Raw genomic sequence first — 17,903 nt, 5'->3', positions numbered from 1 at the left:
GCGCTCAGCGTAGGAGGAGGCGCCTCCGCGGTCCCTGGACCGGTCGACGGCGCGCTACACCTCGCCGAAGCCCGACTCGACCAGATCGCCGAGCCGGCCGACCGCCTCCTGGGCCTGCGGCCCCGACGCCGAGAGGACGACCTCGTCCCCGCGGTCGAGCCCCAGCGACATCACGCCGAGCAGGCTCGTGGCGTCCTTGCCGTTCGCGTCGATCCGGGCGTCGAAGGTGGCGGCGAGCGTGACGAAGTCGGCCGCGGGACGGGCGTGCAGGCCGTTCGGGTTGATGAGGCGGACGCGGCGCTGCACGCGCTCGTCACCGGGCGCGGTCTCCTCGGCGGGAGCAGCGAGCGCCTCGCCCCGGGCCGACTCCGCGGCGGCGAGCACCTCGTCCAGCGACGCCCCCGTGCCCGCGGCGACGGCGGCCGCGACCGCCCCCTCCACCAGCGGGGCGTCGGCGATCCGGACCCGGGCGCGCGCGTCGTCGTCGAGGAACTCGACCGCGGTCTCCGCCGTCATGATCGCCGAACCGAGGTCGCAGAGGACGACGACCCCCTCGCCGGAGTCCGCTTCCGCCAGGGCCGCCGTGATGCGGTCGAAGCTGGTGCCGATGCCGCCGTCGTCCGTCCCGCCCGCGGCGACCAGCGCGACCGAGGCCGCCATCTGCTCCGCGAGCTCGACCAGCCCCTCCGCCAGCTGCGCGCTGTGCGAGACCAGGACCAGCCCGACGCTCACGCCGCCGCCTCGGCTGCTGCGCGGAGCAGGAGAACGGTCGACACGCTGCCGGGATCTCGGTGCCCGATGGCGCGCTCGCCGAGGTAGCTGGCGCGTCCCTTGCGGGCGACCAGCGGGTCCGTCGACTCCGCTCCCCTCTGCGCCGCCTCGGCCGCCGCGGCGAGGACGTCGGCCGGAGCCGCTCCCTCCTCGGCGGCGGCCGCGGCCGCGTCGACCGCCGGCGTCCACGCGTCCACCATCGTCTTGTCGCCCACCTCGGCCTTGCCGCGGAGCACGATGCCGTCCCTCGCCGCGGCCAGGAGAGCTGCGACGTCAGCGCCCTCGAGCGCGTCCTCGCCCGCGACCGCGGCGGAGGCCTTCAGGAACGCCGTGCCGAACAGCGGGCCCGAGGCGCCGCCGACGGTGGAGATGAGCGTCGTCGCGACCAGCTTGAGCACGTCCGCCGGGAGCCCCTGCTCCGGCGCCCCGTCCAGCTTCGCGACCACGGCCTGGAAGCCGCGGTCCATGTTCTCGCCGTGGTCCCCGTCGCCGATCGCCCGGTCGAGCGTGATCAGCTCGACCCGGTGCTCCGCGATCGACTCGGCGGCGCGGCGGATCCACGCCGTCGCCCACGCCGCGTCGAGCCCGGCTCCCTGTGCGTCCTGCATGGTCGTCTCCTCCTCGTGGGCCGCTCCTGCGGCTGTCGTTCCGGTCATGGTGTGCGCGCGGGCGCTCAGCGTCCCCACCGCAGCGCTGCGGTCTGCACCGGGGAGTCCCACAGCTCGGTCAGGGCGTCGTCGAGCTTGAGGACGGTGAGCGAGAAGCCCTGCATCTCGAGCGACGTCGTGTAGTTGCCGACGAGGCTGCGTGCGACGGTGATCCCCTTCTCGGCCAGCGCCTCGGCTGCGCGGCGGTAGGCGAGGTACAGCTCGATCTGCGGCGTGCCGCCCATGCCGTTCACCAGGAGCAGCACCTCGTCCCCGGAGGAGAACGGCAGGTCCTCCAGGATCGGGCCGAGGATCCGGTCGACGATGCGGTCGGCCGGCTCCAGCGCGATCTTCTCCCGGCCGGGCTCGCCGTGGATGCCGATGCCGATCTCGATCTCGTCCTCGCCCAGCTCGAAGCTCGGCTCGCCCGCGTGCGGGACGATGCACGGCGTGAGGGCGACGCCCATCGAGCGCACGTTGGCGATCACCGTCTCGGCGATCGTCGCGACCTCGTCGAGGGAGTCGCCCCGCTCGGCCGCGGCGCCCGCGATCCGCTCGACCAGCACGGTGCCGGCCACGCCGCGGCGGCCGGCGGTGTAGAGCGAGTCCTTCACCGCGACGTCGTCGTCGACGATCACGCTGCGCACCTCGATCCCCTCGGCGCCGGCGAGGTCGGCCGCGGTCTCGAAGTTCAGGACGTCGCCCGTGTAGTTCTTCACGATGTGCAGCACACCCGCGCCGCCGTCGACGGCCTGCGTGGCCGCGACGATCGGATCGGGCGTGGGCGAGGTGAAGACGGGACCGGGGACGGCGGCGTCCAGCATCCCGAATCCGACGAAGCCCGCGTGCAGCGGCTCGTGCCCGCTGCCGCCACCGCTGACGATGCCCACCTTGCCCGAGCGGGGCGCGTCGGCCCGCACCACGAACAGGGGATCCGACACCACCCGGACCAGGTCGGCGTGCGCCAGGCCGAAGCCGGCCACCGACTCCGTGACGACGTTCTTCGGGTCGTTGATGAGCTTCTTCATCGAGGTCTCCTCCAGGATCGGGCCACCACTCGGGCGTCCCGTGACCTGCGGGCGATCCGGCGCGTGGTGGATCGCCGCCCGCACCGTCGCGGACAGCATCCCCACGTTACGCCCTGCGCTCGCGCCTACGGCAGCGGGACGACGGCGCGCTGCGTCTCGCGGACCCACTCCTCGAGCTTGGCCGTGGCGGCCCCGGAGTCGACGGCCTCCGCCGCGCGGTCCATCGACGTCCGCAGGCGCTCCAGGACGGGCGTGCGCACCAGGTCCGGGTCGCGCGCCAGGTCGAACGCCGCGAGGCCCGCGGCCGCGTTCAGAAGGACGATGTCGCGGACGGGGCCGCCGTCTCCCGCGAGCACCGAGCGCACCACGCTCGCGTTGTAGGCGGCGTCGCGGCCGCGCAGCTCGTCGATCCGCGCGCGGGGCAGGCCCAGGTCGCGCGGGTCGAGGTCGTGCTCGACCACGGAGCCGCGCGACACCTCCCAGATGTGGCTGTGACCCGTGGTGGTGAGCTCGTCGAGGCCGTCGTCCCCGCGGAACACCAGAGCCGTCGCCCCGCGCGTCCGGAACACGCCGACGACCAGCGGCACCCGGTCGAGGTGCGCCACTCCGACCGCCGAGGCCTCGGGACGCGCCGGATTGCAGAGCGGGCCGAGGAAGTTGAACACCGTCGGCACGCCCAGCTCGGCGCGCACCGGACCGGCGTGCCGGAAGCCGGGGTGGAAGAGGGACGCGAAGACGAAGGCGATCCCCGTCCGCCGGAACACCTCGGCCACCCGCTCGGGGGAGAGGGAGAGGTCGACCCCGAGTGCCGCGAGCACGTCGGAGGAGCCGGAGGAGGAGGACGCGGCCTTGTTCCCGTGCTTCACGACGGGCGTGCCGGCGGCGGCCGCGATGATCGACGCGGTGGAGGAGATGTTGACGGTCCCGAAGCGGTCCCCGCCCGTCCCGACGATGTCCAGGGCCATCGGGTCCACGTCCAGCGGCACCGCGTGGTCGAGGATCGCGTCGCGGAAGCCGACGATCTCGTCGACGGTCTCGCCCTTCGCCCGGAGGGCCACCAGCAGTCCGGCGAGCTGCGCCGGAGTCGCCGCGCCCTCCATCACCTGCTCCATGGCCCACGTCGCCTCGGAGACGCTCAGATCGGAGGACTCGAGGAGTGCGCTGAGAACGTGCGGCCAGGACAGGGTTTCCGACATGGCTCCCAGATTATGCGACGAGGATCGCCTCCCGGCTAGTGCGACTTCCCTCCCCTGCCATCGGCCATAATGGTCTGTGTGACGAGCACCTCTCTCTCCCCCACGGCCACCGCGCCCGTAGTGAACCGACCCAACCCGGTCGCGGTCGGAACGATCGTCTGGCTGGGCAGCGAGGTCATGTTCTTCGCGGGCCTCTTCGCGATCTACTTCACCCTGCGCAGCACCTCTCCCGAGCTCTGGGGCGCCGAGACCCAGATCCTCAACGTCCCCTACGCGGGCGTTAACACGGTGATCCTCGTGGCCTCGTCGTTCAGCTGCCAGTTCGGCGTGTTCGCCGCTGAGCGCCTGCAGCCGCGTGCGACGGGCCTCAGCCCGTTCAAGTGGGGCATGGTCGAGTGGTTCTTCCTCACCTACGCCCTGGGCGCGGTCTTCGTCTCCGGCCAGGTGCTCGAGTACGCGACCCTCGTCTCCGAGGGCGTCACGCTCTCCAGCAACGCCTACGGCTCCGCCTTCTACCTGACGACCGGCTTCCACGCCCTGCACGTCACCGGCGGCCTCATCGCGTTCCTCCTCGTCATCGGCCGCGGCTTCGCGGTCAAGAACTTCGGCCACAAGGAGGCGACGAGCGCCATCGTCGTCTCGTACTACTGGCACTTCGTCGACGTCGTCTGGGTCGGCCTGTTCGCCGTCATCTACTTCCTCAAGTGACGCGCCCGCCGATGCCCCACTCCACTCCCGACCCCCGCAGGAAGGACGCCTCGATGGCCTCCCCGAAGACGAAGAGCCGAGCCAAGAAGGGTCGCCGCCACCCGCTCGCCACCCTGGCCCTGATCGCCATCGGCCTCGGGCTCACCGGCGGGACCTACGCCGCGGTCGGCGTCGCGACGTCCGCCTCCGCGGAGACGTCGTCCACCAGCCAGCAGACGATCGACGAGGGCTCGAAGCTCTTCGCCGCGAACTGCGCCACCTGCCACGGCCTCGACGCCGCGGGCACCGACAACGCTCCCTCCCTCATCGGAGTGGGCGCGGCGTCGGTCGACTTCCAGGTCGGCACCGGCCGCATGCCGATGCAGATGCACGGCCCCCAGGCGCTCGAGAAGCCGGTGCAGTTCACCGACGAGCAGGTCGGCGAGCTCGCCGCCTACGTCGCGTCGCTGGCCCCCGGCCCCGCGATCCCCGAGGGCGAGGTCCTCGACGGACAGGGCGACGCGGCGAACGGCGCCGAGCTGTTCCGCATCAACTGCGCCATGTGCCACAACGTGGCCGGAGCCGGCGGCGCGCTCACCGAGGGCAAGTTCGCCCCCCCGCTGGGCGGCGTGACCGAGGCCCACATCTACGAGGCGATGGTCACCGGCCCGCAGAACATGCCGGTCTTCAACGACCTGAACATCTCGCCCGAGGACAAGCGCGACATCATCTCGTACCTCAAGTACATCGAGGCCAACCCGTCCCCGGGCGGATTCGCGCTCGGCTCCCTCGGGCCGGTCGCGGAGGGCCTGTTCCTCTGGATCTTCGGCCTCGGCGCGATCGTGGCCCTGACGGTGTGGATCACCGCCCGATCCAACTAGACGACTGCAGCGCCCTGACGGGCGCGACTGACCCACGGCACCGACTGGTGCCGACACGGCGTGAAAAGGAGAACCATGGCAGAGCACGATGAGGGTGGCACGGACCTCGCCACCTCGTCGGCCACCGGGCACGGAACGGCTCCGGCCGGCACCGCGGTCGTGACGCGGGACCGCGTCCAGGACCCGGGCCTCCCGCCGCACCGCCCCCGGATGACCGACCTCGACCCCAAGGTCGAGAAGCGTGCCGAGCGCACGGTGTACACGCTCTTCTACCTCTCCTTCGCGGGCTCGATCTTCGCGGTCGCCGCCTACATGGCGTTCCCGATCACCGAGGACGTCGCGTCGGTCCGGCTGAACACGCTGTTCATCGGCCTGGGCATGTCCCTCGCGCTCCTGGGCATCGGCATCGCCGCCGTCCACTGGGGCAAGCAGCTGATGTCGGACCACGAGGGCATCGACATCCGCCACCCCGTCCGCAGCGCGGAGCCCACCCGCGCCCGTGCGCTCGAGATCTTCGACCAGTCCGACAAGGAGTCCGGCTTCGGCCGCCGCTCCCTCGTCCGGAACAGCCTGATCGCCTCCCTCGTCGTGTTCCCCCTGCCCGCCGTGATCCTGTTCCGGGGCCTCGGCCCGCAGGACCAGAACCCCGTCGCCCTCCTCAAGACCACCCTGTGGGAAGAGGGCACGAGGCTCACCCTGGACCCGTCGGGAGCGCCGATCCTCGCATCGGACGTCACCCTCGGATCCGCCTTCCACGTCATCCCCGAGGGCCTCAACGACGCCGAGGGCAAGCTGGAGGAGAAGGCCAAGGCCGCCGTCCTCCTGATGCGCCTGAAGCCGGAGGACCTCATCGTCAGTGAGGGTCGCGAGACCTGGAACTACGACGGAATCGTCGCCTACTCCAAGATCTGCACGCACGTCGGCTGCCCTGTGGCGCTGTACGAGCAGCAGACCCACCACCTGCTGTGCCCGTGCCACCAGTCGCAATTCGACATCACGCGCGAGGCCGCCGTCATCTTCGGCCCGGCGAAGCGTCCGCTTCCGCAGCTCCCCATCACCGTCGACGCCGAGGGTTACCTGGTCGCCAGAAGCGACTTCACGGAGCCCGTCGGACCGTCCTTCTGGGAGCGATGACTCACATGTCCACCACCACCCCCTCACGCCCCTCCAGCTCCCCCGCGGAGCCCGAGGACGGCGTCATCCTCGGATCCGGCAAGTTCCAGAAGGGGTACGTCGGAGCGGCGTCGAACTACATCGACGAGCGCACGAGCATCTCCGCGGTCGTCAAGGAGTTCGGTCGCAAGATCTTCCCCGACCACTGGTCCTTCCTCCTCGGCGAGGTCGCGCTTTACAGCTTCGTCATCATCCTGCTGTCGGGCACCTTCCTCACCTTCTTCTTCCAGGCCTCGATGGTCGAGACGCACTACGAGGGCAGCTATCTGCCCCTCAAGGGCATCGAGATGTCGGCGGCGATGTCGTCCTCGCTCGACATCTCCTTCGACATCCGCGGCGGCCTGCTGATGCGGCAGATCCACCACTGGGCGGCGCTGCTGTTCGTGGCCTCGATCGGCCTGCACATGCTGCGCATCTTCTTCACCGGTGCGTTCCGCAAGCCCCGCGAGCTCAACTGGGTCATCGGCTTCGTCCTCTTCATCCTCGCGATGGCCGAGGGCTTCACCGGCTACTCGCTCCCCGACGACCTGCTCTCGGGCAACGGCCTCCGCATCATCGACGGCATGGTCAAGGGCATCCCGATCGTCGGCACCTGGATCTCGTTCCTGCTCTTCGGCGGCGAGTTCCCGGGCACCGACATCGTCGGCCGCCTCTACACGCTGCACATCCTGCTGCTGCCGGCGCTGGTGCTCGCGTTCATCGCCCTGCACCTCGTGTTCGTGGTCGTCCACAAGCACACCCAGTTCCCCGGTGCGGGCAAGACCGAGCAGAACGTCGTCGGCTACCCGGTGCTGCCGGTCTACGCCGCGAAGGCCGGTGGATTCTTCTTCATCGTCTTCGGCGTCGTCGTCCTCATCGCCTCGCTGTTCACGATCAACCCGATCTGGAACTACGGCCCGTACGACCCCTCGCCCGTCTCCGCGGGAACCCAGCCCGACTGGTACATCGGCTTCGCCGACGGCGCCCTGCGCCTCGTCCCGCCGGGACTCGAGTGGGCCATCCCGGGCATCGGAACCCTGTCGTTCAACATCCTGATCCCGCTCGTCGGTCTCGGACTGTTCATCGCCGTGGTCATGCTCTACCCGTTCCTCGAGGCGTGGATCACCGGTGACAAGCGCGAGCACCACCTGCTCGACCGCCCGCGCAACGCCGCGACCCGCACCGCGATCGGCGCCGCCGGAGTCAGCTTCTACGCCGTCCTCTGGGCCGCCGCCTCGTCCGACCTCATCGCGACGCACTTCCACCTCACGATGGAGGGCGTGATCCACAGCCTGCAGTTCCTGCTCATCGCGGGTCCGTTCATCGCGTACTTCATCACCAAGCGCATCTGCCTGGCGCTGCAGAAGAAGGACCGCGAGATCGCGCTGCACGGCTTCGAGTCGGGCCGCATCGTCCGCCTCCCCGGCGGCGAGTTCATCGAGGTGCACCAGCAGCTCGACGAGTACGAGCGCTGGAAGCTCGTCGGTCAGGACGAGTACGAGCCCCTGATGATCCGTCCGGACTCGCGTGGCCGCATCACCGCCCCGCAGCGCGTCCGCGCCGGCCTCTCCCGCTGGTTCTTCGAGGACCGGATCACCCCCGTCACCCAGAAGGAGCTCGAGAGCTCGCACAGCGAGCACTGATCCTCCCCCGAAGGGCCCGGACGTTCGTTCGTCCGGGCCCTTCGTCGTTCCTGCAGCGGGGCGGCGCCTGACTCCTGGAGCGGTGGAGGTCGGCGGTAGAGCGGGAGCCGGTGAGACCGGATCACAGCGCCTCGACGGCGACAAGCCGGCAGGAAGGTGGGGCGATACTCCGGACCTCGAGACCTCCGCTCCTTGGATCACGAGACGCCGTCTCACCGCCGAGCTGGAGACGTCCGCCCCCGTCCGATCATGGAGTGATCCAGCCCCTCTGCGTGCTCGCAGTGTGGTCGTCCGGTGAGGTCCCCGGTCCCCCTACACGTCGAGACGCTCCGGATCAGTTCGAGGGCACCCGTCCCCAGCAGGCCTATCAGGACTGCCCTCCCCCCACTCACGGTCGAACCCTCTGTGATCGGCGACGGCGACGCTCGCCGGTGAGACCGAGGAGGCGACCTCCGGACATCGACGACCGTCGCTGCAGCGGCGTCTCAGGCTCCCTGTCCCCGCGCCGACCGGCACGACCCGCTAGCCGTACCGAGGAGCTCCGAGAGCCGCAGGGGCGCGCGCGGTTCCGCCGGGGTGCGGGCTCCGCTGGGTTCGGAACGGTGTACAGACGTCCGCAGGGCGGCGCAGGCGCCAGAACAGGCGCAGCAGCCCCACGACAGCCGCAGGCGCAGCAGTATCCGCGATCCGTAGCGCGCCACCGCCGTCGGCACGCCCATAGGCGCACAGGAGAGCCGCCACAGGCGTAGCCCGCTCACCCCTGACCGGAGCAGGAGCCGTCGCAGCGCAGACCCGTAGGGGTGATGACGCGGGCCGACGCTCCTGCTCGGCGCCGCCCGCTGCACTGCCCTGCGAGCTTTCACGTCGCGGGCCGTCGGGATGTGCCCAGACGAGTTCCTCCGCGCAGGACGCCTCGGTGTCCCGCCAGCAGGACACCGCGAGAGATCCAGCTCACCTCGTCATCCCTCACTGAGCGATCCCGGCCCTCACCGGGAGGCCCCGGCCCTCACCGGGAGGTCCCGGCTCTCACCGGAAGGCTCGATCCGCCACCGATCGGCGAATGACGCCCCTGCACGCAGCCGAACGGCCGAGCCGACCGGGCCCCGACCGCGCATCGCTTCCTCCTGGATAAGCGAAAAGGCCGGGTGCACGGAGCCGAAGCCCTCGTGCACCCGGCCCTCGGCCGTGCGATGCGCCCTAGCGGGCGAAGTACCCGCGGTAGTACTCGTACACCCAGCCGGCGATGGCGACCAGGAAGAGTCCGACGGCGATGTAGGTGATCCAGAACCCCACGGCCAGGCCGAGGAATCCGAGGGCCGCGGAACCGCCCAGGATCAGCGGCCACCAGCTCCACGGGCTGAAGAAGCCCAGCTCGGGGTCTCCGTCATCGATGTCCGCATCGAGGCGGTCCTCGGGGAGCTCGGCACCCTGCGCCTTGTGGACGCGGCCGACGTAGAACGCGATGAACGCTCCCAGCACGGCCGAGAGGCCGATGCCGACGGTGCCGACCCACTCCACCTGGCCCGTGTCGAGCAGCGACCACACGATGTACGTGATGTCGGCGAGGAGGAAGAAGCCCGCGAGGAGCCAGAAGAGATTGACGTTGGCGCGCATGGCCTACTTCACCGTGCCTTCGGACTTGTCGTACGTGGGGGCGTCCGGAGCGTCCTTCGCCGGACCGATTCCGACGGGGATGCCGGCCTCGGGGTGGTTGAGGTCGAACGCCGGGGCCTCGCTGCGGATGCGCGGGATCGAGGTGAAGTTGTGGCGGGGCGGCGGGCACGAGGTGGCCCACTCGAGCGACCGGGAGAAGCCCCACGGGTCGTTCACCGTCACCTTGGGCGCCTTGCGGGCCGTGATGTACACGTTCAGGAAGAACGGGATCAGCGACACCGCGAGGATCATCGCTCCGACCGTCGACACCTGGTTCATCCAGGTGAAGCCGTCCTCGGGCAGGTAGCTGGCGTAGCGGCGCGGCATGCCGACGACGCCCAGCCAGTGCTGGATGAGGAAGGTGGTGTGGAAGCCGATGAACAGCAGCCAGAAGTGCCACTTGCCCAGCGTCTCGTTCAGCATCTTGCCGGTCCACTTGGGCCACCAGAAGTAGAAGCCCGAGAACATCGCGAAGACGACGGTTCCGAACACGACGTAGTGGAAGTGCGCCACCACGAAGTACGAGTCCGAGACGTGGAAGTCGAGCGGGGGCGACGCGAGGATCACGCCGGTGAGTCCACCGAAGGTGAAGGTGATCAGGAAGCCGATCGCCCAGATCATCGGGGTCTCGAAGGTCACTGATCCGCGCCACATGGTGCCGACCCAGTTGAAGATCTTCACGCCGGTCGGAACCGCGATGAGCATGGTCATCAGCGAGAAGAACGGCAGCAGGACCGATCCGGTGACGTACATGTGGTGCGCCCACACCGTCACGGAGAGGGCGGCGATCGCGATGGTCGCGTAGATCAGCGTCTTGTAGCCGAAGATCGGCTTGCGGCTGAAGACCGGGAAGACCTCGGACACGATGCCGAAGAACGGCAGCGCGATGATGTACACCTCGGGGTGGCCGAAGAACCAGAACAGGTGCTGCCAGAGCAGGACACCGCCGTTGGCCGCGTCGTAGATGTGGGCGTCGAACACCCGGTCGGCGCCGAGGGCGAACATCGCGGCGGCGAGCACCGGGAACGCGAGCAGCACGAGGATCGACGTCACCAGGATGTTCCAGGTGAAGATCGGCATGCGGAACATCGTCATACCGGGAGCGCGCATCGTGATGATCGTCGTGATGAAGTTCACCGCGCCGAGGATCGTGCCGAAGCCCGAGAGCGCGAGGCCGAAGACCCAGAGATTGCCGCCGAGCCCTGGTGAGAACGTCGTGCTCGACAGTGGCGCGTACGCGAACCAGCCGAAGGACGCCGCACCCTGCGGAGTGACGAATCCGGCGACCGCGATGAGCGAGCCGAAGCTGTAGAGCCAGTACGCGAAGGCGTTGAGGCGGGGGAACGCGACGTCGGGGGCGCCGATCTGCAGCGGCATCAGGACGTTGGCGAACCCGGCAAAGAGCGGCGTCGCGAACATCAGCAGCATGATCGTGCCGTGCATCGTGAACAGCTGGTTGTACTGCTCGCGCGTCTCGACCACGTTCAGGCCGGGCTCGAACAGCTGGGCGCGGATGACCAGGGCCATCACGCCGGCGATGCAGAAGTAGATGAACGACGTGATCAGGTACATGTACCCGATGACCTTGTGGTCGGTCGACGTCATCCAGCGGACGAGGACGTTCGCCTTGCGCTGGACCGGCGGAGTGCCGGCGGTGCGCGTCGGGCGGGGTGCCGTGGCGGTGCTCATGCTCCCTTACTCCTCGTTCTCGCGGGCCGGCGCGCCGGTTCCGGGAAGGTTCGAATTGCGGTTGTACTCGGCGCCGAGCTGACCGGTCTGGCCCGCGTCGCGCAGCGACTGGATGTAGTCGTCGTACTCGCCCTGCGAGACGACCTTGACGTTGAAGAGCATCGCGGAGTGGTACTCGCCGCAGAGCTCGGCGCACTTGCCCGCGTAGGTCCCCTCCTTGAGAGGCGTGACGTACATGTAGTTCGTCTTGCCGGGGATCATGTCCTTCTTGTAGAGGAAGTCGACTACCCAGAAGGAGTGGATCACGTCGCGCGCGTCGAGCTGGATCTTGATCTTCTGTCCGACGGGCAGGTAGAGCGTGGGGATCTCGGACTCGACGAGCGAGCCGGCGGCGTCTCCGCCCTCCTGGTACTGGCCCTGGATACCGGCGGAGTAGACGTCCTCGTCGACGTAGTTGAAGTCCCACGCCCACTGCTTGCCGTACACCTGGATGGTCTCGTCCGGGTCGTCGTAGGGCTGCTCGATGGCGGCCTGGTCGCGCGCGGTGAAGGCGAAGAAGCCGATCACGAGGATCAGCGGCACGATCGTGTAGAAGATCTCGATCGGCATGTTGTAGCGCAGCTGGACCGGCAGGCCGGTCTGCCCCTTGCGACGGCGGTAGACGACCACCGCCCAGATGGTGAGACCCCACGTGACGACGCCGACGGCGAGCAGGACGATCCAGGAGGTGACCCAGAGTCCGATGACGCGGTCGACGTGGTTCGTCGTGCCGGGTTCGGTGGGGAGCCAGCCCTGGAGCTGCTCTTGCGTGCAGCCCGCGAGGACGAGGGCGAGGGCTCCTGCGACGGGGGCAGCGACCCATCTGCGGATTCGGCGATTGAAGCGCACCGGTGACCTTTCGGAAGACTGGGGACCAGTTCACACGAAACTGTATTAGACCGGCTCCAGCCTACCCTTCCGCTCCGGCGGCCCGGTGCACGACGACCCGCTCTTGACGTCCCGGCCGAGTGGTGCAGTCATGACGAACGGCGCCCGACGGGCCACCGGAGTGGACTGTCGGACGCCGTTCGGAGGCGCTGCGGCCCGGGGCCGCGCGGCGTCAGTGGAAGCTGTCGCCGCAGGCGCAGCTGCCGCCCGCGTTGGGGTTGTCGATGGTGAAGCCCTGCTTCTGGATGGTGTCCTCGAAGTCGATCGAGGCGCCGTCGAGGTAGGGGACGCTCATCTTGTCGACGACGAGGCCGACGCCCTCGAACTCCACTGCGGCGTCGCCGTCGAGGGTGCGCTCGTCGAAGTAGAGCTGGTAGATGAGGCCGGAGCAGCCGCCGGGCTGCACGGCGACGCGCAGGCGCAGGTCGTCGCGGCCCTCCTGCTCGAGCAGGCTCTTGACCTTGGCGGCGGCGGTCGGGGTCATCGAGACGCCGTGGGCCGCGCTGGGCGGGGTGGCGAGGGGGGTCGCCGTCTGGTCGGTCAGTGTGTCTGACATGTCACTCCTCAGGGGACGGGCGGAACGGTCGTCGTGCCTTCCGGGATTCTACGGCTGCAACCCGGGTGGTCACCCGGGTATTCCACGACCGGTGGTCAGTCGCGGTGAGCGGCGGCGCGGAGCAGGAACAGCGCCTCGGTCTGCGCGGCGCGCTTGAAGACGCCCAGGTGCAGCGACTCGTTGGGGCTGTGCGCGCGCGAGTCGGGGTCCTCGACACCGGTGACGAGGATCTGCGCCTCGGGGAACTCGCGCACGAGGTCGGCGATGAACGGGATGCTCCCGCCGATCCCGGTCTCGAGGGGCTCGCGTCCCCACGCGTCGGCCATCGCGCCCTTCACCAGGTCCACGGCCCAGCCGGTCGCGTCGACCAGGAACGGGCTGCCGGTGTCGACGTCCTCGATCGCGAGGTTGGCGCCGAACGGGGAGTTCGCCCGCAGGTGGCTCTCGATGGCGGCGAACGCCTCCTCCGCGTCCTGGCCGGGGGCGATGCGGGCACTGATCTTCACGCGCACGGACGGGACGAGGGTGTTGGAGGCGTCGACGACGCTGGGCGCGTCGATCCCGGTGACCGTGACGGCCGGCTTCGACCACAGGCGCGAGAGGATCGCGCCGGTGCCGATCGGCGAGACCCCGTCGAGCAGCCCGGAGTCGCGGCGGAGGTCCTCCTCGGTCGTCTCGGGCACCGCTCCGTCGTGCTCGGTGAGGCCTGCGACGGCGACCGAGCCGTCCTCGTTCCAGAGCGTCGCGAGCAGGCGGACCGCCGCGAGCATCGCGTCCGGGACCGCTCCGCCGAGCATGCCCGAGTGCGAGGCGTGCGCGAGAGTGCTGACGGTGAGGGTGAAGGTGACGTTGCCGCGCAGGCCCACCGTCAGCGCGGGGGTGTCGACGTCCCAGTTGTCGCTGTCGGCGACGATGATCGCATCCGCGCGGAGTGCGTCGTGGTGCTCGCGGAGGAAGGTGGGGAACGAGCGCGACCCGAACTCCTCCTCCCCCTCGATGAAGAGGACGAGCCCGAGGTCGTGGTCCTCGCCCGCGACCTCGCGGAGTGCGCGCACCGCGGCGAGGTGGGACACGACTCCGGCCTTGTCGTCGGCGGCACCGCGCCCGTACAGGCGGTCGCCGCGCACGGTCGGCTCGAACGGAGGCGTCTCCCACGCCGACTCGGCGCCCTGCGGCTGCACGTCGTGGTGGGCGTAGAGGAGGACGGTCGGCGCTCCGTTGCGGGCGGCGCGGGTGGCCAGGACGGCAGGCTGGCCGAGCACGTCGGTGCCGTCGATCGTGGCGCTGTGGATCGCGACGTCGTCGAAGACGCCCGTCTCGCGTGCGAGCTCGGCGATGGCCTCGGCGCTGGCGGCCACGCGGGTCGCGTCGAAGCCGTCCCACGAGACGGACGGGATCCGCACGAGCTGCCCGAGCTGGGCGAGCGAGCGCGGCAGATCGTCGCGGACGGCGGCGAGGACGGCCTCCTCGTCGGAGGAGAGTGCGGGCGGAGTCGGAGCGTCGTGAGCCATGGAGGTAATCTTAAGAGACCCCCGATTCCAAGGACGTTCCCCGTGGCCAAGCACCCGATCGCAACCGACACGCCCGACGACGCCGGCTCCCCCGGCTCCGGGAAGGGCCGGCCGACGCCGACCCGGCGCGAGCAGGAGCTGGCCCGCAAGCGTCCGCTGGTCGTCACCGACCGCAAGCAGGCCGCCCGCGACGCCCGCGAGAAGGCCGCCGTGTCGCGCGAGCAGGCCCGCATCGGCCTGGCCGCCGGCGACCAGCGCTACCTGCCGCTGCGCGACAAGGGTCCCCAGCGCAAGTTCGTGCGCGACTGGGTCGACGCGCGCTTCAGCCTCGGCGAGTTCCTCATCCCGGTGATGGTCGTCGTCCTGCTGCTGAGCTTCTTCCCGCAGCCGGAGCTGCAGTACGCGACGCTCGTCATCCTCTGGGTGTTCTTCCTCCTCGCGGTGATCGACTGCATCCTCCTCGGCATGCGGATGCGCCGGAAGCTCGCCGAGCGCTACGGCGCCGACAAGGTCGAGAAGGGCATCCGCTGGTACGCCGCGATGCGCGCCCTCCAGCTGCGCGTCATGCGACTGCCGAAGCCCCAGGTCAAGCGCCGCGCCTTCCCCGAGTAGTCGGACGGCGGACCACGAATGGCCCCTGCGGTCGCGCCTCGCGCGGCTCCGGGGCCCTTGTCGTGCACGGCGGGTCAGGAGGCGCGGGCCAGTCCCCGGTTGATGTCCCGAGCCCACAGGGGCCCGCGGTAGATGAAGGCGGTGTAGCCCTGGACGAGGGTGGCGCCCGCGTCGAGGCGCTCGCGCACGTCCTCGGCCGTCTCGACTCCTCCGACGGAGATCACGCAGAAGGCCGCGGGGACGACGCCGCGGATCACGCGGAGCACCTCGAGCGAGCGCGCGGCCAGCGGGGCACCGGAGAGGCCGCCGGCGCCGGCCGCCTCGACCACGGCACGATCGGTCGAGAGGCCCTCGCGGGAGAGCGTCGTGTTGGTCGCGATGATCCCGTCCAGACCCAGGCGGACGGCGAGCTCGGCGACCCGGCCGACCTCGTCGTCGGAGAGGTCCGGGGCGATCTTGACCAGCAGGGGCGTCGTGTCGGCGGCGTCCTTGACGGCCGCGAGGAGCGGCTCGAGGCGGTCGATCTCCTGCAGGCCGCGGAGCCCGGGGGTGTTCGGCGAGCTGACGTTCACGACGAGGTAGTCGGCGAGCGGCGCGAGCAGGCGCGTGCTGATCAGGTAGTCCTCGATCGCGTCGTCCACCTCGACCACCCGGCTCTTGCCGATGTTCACGCCGATCACGGGGCGGCGGCGCGCGCTGCGCAGCCGGATCAGCCGTTGCGCCGCGGCCTCGGCGCCGTGATTGTTGAAGCCCATCCTGTTGACGACGGCGCGGTCCGCGATCAGCCGGAAGAGGCGCGGCCGGTCGTTGCCCGGCTGCGCCCGAGCGGTCAGGGTCCCGACCTCGACGTGTCCGAAGCCGAGCGCGCCGAAGCCCAGGACCGCGGTGGCGTCCTTGTCGAAGCCGGCCGCGACGCCGAACGGGGTCTCGAAGCGGAGGCCGAGCGTCTCTACCGCGGGCGTTCCGCGCGGGACGGTGGTCCGGCGCAGGACCGGAGCGAGGGCTCCGAGGGCCCGGATCACCGGGAAGCTCAGGTGGTGCGCCCGCTCCGGGTCGAGGCGGCGCAGGACGGTGCGGAACAGGAGCGGGTACACCCGGGCCTCAGATCTCGTCGGCGCTGTGGGGCACGGAGGTGCGCTCGGCGCGGAGCAGGGTGATCGCCGACTCGAAGTCGTCCAGCGAGTCGAACGCCTGGTAGACGCTCGCGAAGCGGAGGTAGGCGACCTCGTCGAGCTCGCGCAGCGGCGGCAGGATGGCGAGGCCGATGTCGTTCGCGTCGATCTGCGAGGCGCCCGTGGAGCGGATGCTCTCCTCCACCCGCTGCGCGAGCACGGCCAGATCGGTGTCGGTGACGGGTCGGCCCTGGCAGGCCTTCCGGACGCCGCTGACGATCTTCTCGCGGCTGAACGGTTCCACGACTCCGCTGCGCTTGATCACGACGAGGCTCGCGGTCTCGGTCGTCGAGAAGCGCCGGCCGCACGACGGGCACTGCCGGCGGCGGCGGATCGAGAGGCCGTCGTCGCTCGTGCGCGAGTCGATCACTCGGGAGTCGGGGTGCCGGCAGAAGGGGCAGAACATCGAGGGCCTCTCGGTCTCAGGCGAAGCGGGCGTCGACGGCGTCGCCGTGGGCGGGCAGCGCCTCGGCGTCGCTGAGAGCGCGGATGTGCGGGGCGACGCGCTCGAGCGCACCGCGGTCGTACGAGATCACCTGCTGCGGCCGGAGGAAGGTGTAGGCGCCGAGCCCGGACGAGAAGCGCGCCTGCCCGAGGGTCGGGAGCACGTGGTTGGAGCCGGCGAGGTAGTCGCCCAGGCTCACCGGGGTGGTCGGGCCGAGGAAGATCGCGCCGGCGTCGTGGATCCGCTCGGCGGTCGCGACGGGGTCGGCCGTGTGCAGCTCGAGGTGCTCGGGGCCGTAGGCGTCGCTGAACGCGCAGGCGAGCTCGAGGTCGTCGACGATCACGAGCGCGGACTGCGGGCCGTCGAGCGCGATGGCCACGCGCTCCGCGTGGTGGGTGGCGGCGGCCTGGACGGCGACCTCGCGCTCGACGGCGGCGGCGAGCTCGGCGCTGTCGGTGACCAGGACCGCGGAGGCGGCCTCGTCGTGCTCGGCCTGGCTGACCAGGTCGGCTGCGACCAGGCGCGGGTCGGCGGAGTCGTCGGCGATCACGAGGATCTCGGTCGGGCCCGCCTCGGAGTCGATGCCGACCTGGCCGAGCACCTGGCGCTTCGCGGTGGTGACCCAGACGTTGCCCGGCCCGGTGATGATGCTGACGGGATCCAGCCCGATCGAGTCGACGCCGTAGGCCAGCGCGGCGACGGCTCCGGCGCCTCCGATCGCATAGACCTCGTCGATGCCGAGCAGAGCGGCCGCCGCGAGGATCGTGGGGTGGACGGAGCCGCCGAACGCCTTCTGCGGCGGCGAGACCAGGGCGATGGAGGCGACTCCGGCGGCCTGCGCGGGCACGGCGTTCATGACGACGCTCGACGGGTAGACCGCCTTGCCGCCGGGGACGTACAGCCCGGCGCGGGCGACGGGCTGCCAGCGCTGGGTGACCGTGGCGCCGTCGTCGAGCTCGGTGGTCCGGGGCGGGGGGATCTGCGCGGCGCTGGCGCGGCGGACGCGCGCGATCGCCTCCTCGAGTGCGCTGCGGATGGCCGGGTCGAGGCGGTCGAGCGCCTCGGCGATCTGCTCGGCGGGCACGCGGAGGTGCGGGGGGCGCACGCCGTCCAGCCGCTCCGCCTGGTCGAGGAGCGCCTCCGCGCCGCGTTCTCGGACGTCGGCGATCAGCTCGGCGACGACGGGCCCGACGGAGGCGGAGGTGCCCGGATTGCGGGGCACGAGGGCGAGGAGCTCGGCGGAGGAGGGACGACGGCCGCGGAGGTCGAGAGTCTGGATCATGGCCGCCCCAGTCTACGCGCCGCCCTCCCCCGCTCCCTCGCCGCGCGCTCC

Annotated in this window: 17 protein-coding genes; 5 read left to right on the top strand and 12 right to left on the bottom strand. The window is 70.6% G+C overall.

The window, feature by feature from the left end:
• Nucleotides 1-54 precede the first annotated feature (54 nt).
• The 4 genes from dhaM to trpD form a co-directional block, all read right to left on the bottom strand.
• Complete coding sequence (gene dhaM / locus C5C10_RS10395) at nt 55-732, bottom strand: dihydroxyacetone kinase phosphoryl donor subunit DhaM (protein ID WP_104329185.1); 678 nt, start codon at nt 730-732, stop codon at nt 55-57.
• Nucleotides 729-1,379, bottom strand: a complete 651-nt coding sequence (gene dhaL, locus C5C10_RS10390) for a dihydroxyacetone kinase subunit DhaL (protein ID WP_104251072.1) — start codon at nt 1,377-1,379, stop codon at nt 729-731. The genes dhaM and dhaL overlap by 4 nt, the downstream gene beginning before the upstream one ends.
• Before the next feature lie 65 nt (nt 1,380-1,444).
• Nucleotides 1,445-2,446 carry a dihydroxyacetone kinase subunit DhaK gene (dhaK, locus tag C5C10_RS10385; protein ID WP_104224645.1) on the bottom strand — a complete coding sequence of 334 codons (1,002 nt, stop codon included), beginning with the start codon at nt 2,444-2,446 and terminating at the stop codon, nt 1,445-1,447.
• Between the two features lie 125 nt (nt 2,447-2,571).
• Nucleotides 2,572-3,642: an anthranilate phosphoribosyltransferase gene (trpD, locus tag C5C10_RS10380; protein WP_104225357.1), complete on the bottom strand. Its 1,071-nt coding sequence runs from the start codon at nt 3,640-3,642 to the stop codon at nt 2,572-2,574.
• A 69-nt stretch (nt 3,643-3,711) separates the two neighbouring features.
• On the opposite strand from trpD, the gene C5C10_RS10375 reads away from it, so the two are divergent.
• From C5C10_RS10375 to C5C10_RS10360, 4 genes are all read left to right on the top strand, one after another.
• Entirely contained in the window at nt 3,712-4,350 is a 639-nt protein-coding gene (locus C5C10_RS10375) for a heme-copper oxidase subunit III (protein WP_104224647.1), read from the top strand.
• Between the two features lie 53 nt (nt 4,351-4,403).
• Nucleotides 4,404-5,210, top strand: coding sequence for a c-type cytochrome (locus C5C10_RS10370; protein WP_104224648.1), 807 nt, complete (start codon nt 4,404-4,406; stop codon nt 5,208-5,210).
• 75 nt (nt 5,211-5,285) lie between these two features.
• Entirely contained in the window at nt 5,286-6,344 is a 1,059-nt protein-coding gene (locus C5C10_RS10365) for a ubiquinol-cytochrome c reductase iron-sulfur subunit (RefSeq protein ID WP_104225358.1), read from the top strand.
• A gap of 5 nt (nt 6,345-6,349) precedes the next feature.
• On the top strand, nt 6,350-8,005 hold the full coding sequence (locus C5C10_RS10360; RefSeq protein WP_104224650.1) for a ubiquinol-cytochrome c reductase cytochrome b subunit: 1,656 nt from the start codon (nt 6,350-6,352) through the stop codon (nt 8,003-8,005).
• A gap of 1,197 nt (nt 8,006-9,202) precedes the next feature.
• Here C5C10_RS10360 and C5C10_RS10350 read toward each other — a convergent pair.
• The 5 genes from C5C10_RS10350 to C5C10_RS10330 form a co-directional block, all read right to left on the bottom strand.
• The gene (locus C5C10_RS10350) at nt 9,203-9,619 is read right to left on the bottom strand and encodes a cytochrome c oxidase subunit 4 (protein WP_104224651.1); all 417 of its coding nucleotides are present in this window, start codon (nt 9,617-9,619) and stop codon (nt 9,203-9,205) included.
• 3 nt (nt 9,620-9,622) lie between these two features.
• Nucleotides 9,623-11,347, bottom strand: coding sequence for a cytochrome c oxidase subunit I (ctaD, locus tag C5C10_RS10345; RefSeq protein ID WP_104224652.1), 1,725 nt, complete (start codon nt 11,345-11,347; stop codon nt 9,623-9,625).
• A 6-nt stretch (nt 11,348-11,353) separates the two neighbouring features.
• Nucleotides 11,354-12,235 carry a cytochrome c oxidase subunit II gene (gene coxB, locus C5C10_RS10340; RefSeq protein ID WP_104224653.1) on the bottom strand — a complete coding sequence of 294 codons (882 nt, stop codon included), beginning with the start codon at nt 12,233-12,235 and terminating at the stop codon, nt 11,354-11,356.
• A 211-nt stretch (nt 12,236-12,446) separates the two neighbouring features.
• Nucleotides 12,447-12,830 carry an iron-sulfur cluster insertion protein ErpA gene (gene erpA / locus C5C10_RS10335; protein WP_104224654.1) on the bottom strand — a complete coding sequence of 128 codons (384 nt, stop codon included), beginning with the start codon at nt 12,828-12,830 and terminating at the stop codon, nt 12,447-12,449.
• Between the two features lie 95 nt (nt 12,831-12,925).
• A complete protein-coding gene (locus tag C5C10_RS10330) occupies nt 12,926-14,341 on the bottom strand; it encodes a dipeptidase (protein WP_104283721.1) in 1,416 nt (471 codons plus the stop codon).
• A 42-nt stretch (nt 14,342-14,383) separates the two neighbouring features.
• On the opposite strand from C5C10_RS10330, the gene C5C10_RS10325 reads away from it, so the two are divergent.
• Nucleotides 14,384-14,953 (top strand): DUF3043 domain-containing protein, encoded by a 570-nt coding sequence (locus tag C5C10_RS10325; protein ID WP_181027102.1) that lies wholly within the window; start codon nt 14,384-14,386, stop codon nt 14,951-14,953.
• Nucleotides 14,954-15,027: 74 nt separating this feature from the next.
• Here the strand turns inward: C5C10_RS10325 and C5C10_RS10320 are convergent, their stop codons facing one another.
• The 3 genes from C5C10_RS10320 to hisD are packed head-to-tail and all read right to left on the bottom strand — an operon-like array spanning nt 15,028 to nt 17,852.
• Nucleotides 15,028-16,047 carry a quinone-dependent dihydroorotate dehydrogenase gene (locus C5C10_RS10320; RefSeq protein ID WP_104224656.1) on the bottom strand — a complete coding sequence of 340 codons (1,020 nt, stop codon included), beginning with the start codon at nt 16,045-16,047 and terminating at the stop codon, nt 15,028-15,030.
• Between the two features lie 7 nt (nt 16,048-16,054).
• A complete protein-coding gene (gene nrdR / locus C5C10_RS10315) occupies nt 16,055-16,531 on the bottom strand; it encodes a transcriptional regulator NrdR (protein WP_104224657.1) in 477 nt (158 codons plus the stop codon).
• 16 nt (nt 16,532-16,547) lie between these two features.
• Nucleotides 16,548-17,852 carry a histidinol dehydrogenase gene (gene hisD / locus C5C10_RS10310; RefSeq protein WP_104329183.1) on the bottom strand — a complete coding sequence of 435 codons (1,305 nt, stop codon included), beginning with the start codon at nt 17,850-17,852 and terminating at the stop codon, nt 16,548-16,550.
• Nucleotides 17,853-17,903: the final 51 nt, after the last annotated feature.

The sequence above is a fragment of the Rathayibacter sp. AY1A3 genome (assembly GCF_002930975.1).
Classification (GTDB): Bacteria; Actinomycetota; Actinomycetes; order Actinomycetales; family Microbacteriaceae; genus Rathayibacter.
The sequence above is the reverse complement of the archived record's forward strand: the minus strand, read 5'-3'. Positions and strand labels throughout refer to the sequence as shown.